A 1416-nucleotide genomic window follows, 5' to 3' on the forward strand; every position below is an offset into this window, starting at 1 on the left:
TGCGGGGGCGGGTTCCGTCGGTGAGGGTGAGGCGCAGGTCGGGTGGGATGCGCTTGCCGAGGAGCGGGTGGTCGCCGGACCCCATGTCGTAGCGGATGCCCAGCCCGCTGAGCATCCCCGCGAGATGCCCGGCCGCGTCCTTGTACGTCACCAGTTCCCCGAGCACCTCGCGGACCGGGTCCATCTCCTCGCCGGTGAGCCGCAGCTCGATCGCGGCGGCGGCGTTGCGCGCCAGCTGCCGCCCGATCGGCCGGCGCTCGGCCTGGTAGGTGTCGAGCAGGCCGTCCGGTGCCCAGCCGTTGATCGCCGCGGCCAGCTTCCAGCCGAGGTTCACCGCGTCCTGCACCCCGACGCTCAGCCCCTGCGCCATGGCGGGCGGCTGCACGTGCGCGGCGTCGCCCGCCAGGAACACCCGGCCGCGCCGGTACTCGCCGGCGACCCGGGACGCGTCGGTGAAGCAGCTCAGCCAGCGGCACCGCCCGTGGTGGATGGACTCGCCGGTGAGCCGCTGCCACGCGTCGGCGAGCTCGGTGTAGGTGAGCGAGTCCCGGTCCCGGGGCGCCATGCCCCGCTCGTGGACGACGACCCGGGTGACGCCGTTCTCCAGGTCCATGGCCAGGACCATGCTGCCGCCCGGCAGGTTCTCGACGATGCGGCGGCGGCGGGTCTCGATCCCGGTGACGTCGGCCGTGTAGAAGCCGCGCGTGGACGGCGTACCGGGGAAGGCGACGCCGGCCAGCTTGCGGACGGTGCTCCGTCCCCCGTCGCAGGCGACCAGGTACCCGGCGGTGTGCTCACCGCGGCCCTCCGGCCCGTCGACGGTGACCGTCACGCCGTCCGGCGTCTCCCGGAAGCCGGTGACCTCGTGTCCGCGGCGCACCGGCACCCCGAGCTCGGCCGCCCAGCCCTCCAGCATCCGCTCGGTGCGGTACTGGGACACCCCCCGGACGCTGGAGTGGTCCTCGTCGAACATGCCGAGGTCGATCCGCACCCCGCCGAGGTGGCTGTCGGCGGACTCCACGTCGCCGAGCCTGGCGAGCAGTCCCCGCTGATCGAAGCACTCGGCCGTGCGCCTGGTGAAGCTGGCGCCGCGCGACTCCCGCGGCGGGGCGGGCAGCTTCTCGTAGACGACGACGTCCACGCCGCCCAGGCGGAGCTCGCAGGCCGTCATCAGCCCGACCGGTCCCGCGCCGACGACGACCACGTCCGTTGCCATGCTCACACTCCTGTTCGCTCGGTGCCGCCGCTCAGCGGCCGGTCTCGTGGGCGGTGGCCATGGCCCGGGCGGTGCCGAACCAGTGGGTCAGTGCGTGGGTGAGGTCGTGGTCGGTGCCGGGGCGGGTCCAGGCGATGTAGCCGTCGGGTCGGATGAGTGCGGCGTCGAGGCCGGGTGCGGGTGGTTCGGTGGCGGTGATG

General features: G+C 74.2%; 2 protein-coding genes. Both read right to left on the reverse strand.

The features are described 5' to 3' along the window. On the reverse strand, positions 1–1216 hold a 1216-nt coding region (locus IEZ03_RS22720), incomplete at its 3' end, for an FAD-dependent monooxygenase (RefSeq protein WP_229808496.1). A gap of 31 nt (positions 1217–1247) precedes the next feature. Further along, positions 1248–1415, reverse strand: a complete 168-nt coding sequence (locus tag IEZ03_RS38885; protein WP_373293673.1) for an aromatic-ring hydroxylase C-terminal domain-containing protein — start codon at positions 1413–1415, stop codon at positions 1248–1250. Position 1416: the final 1 nt, after the last annotated feature.

The sequence above is a fragment of the Actinomadura livida genome, assembly GCF_014648675.1.
GTDB classification, from domain to species: domain Bacteria; phylum Actinomycetota; class Actinomycetes; order Streptosporangiales; family Streptosporangiaceae; genus Spirillospora; species Spirillospora livida.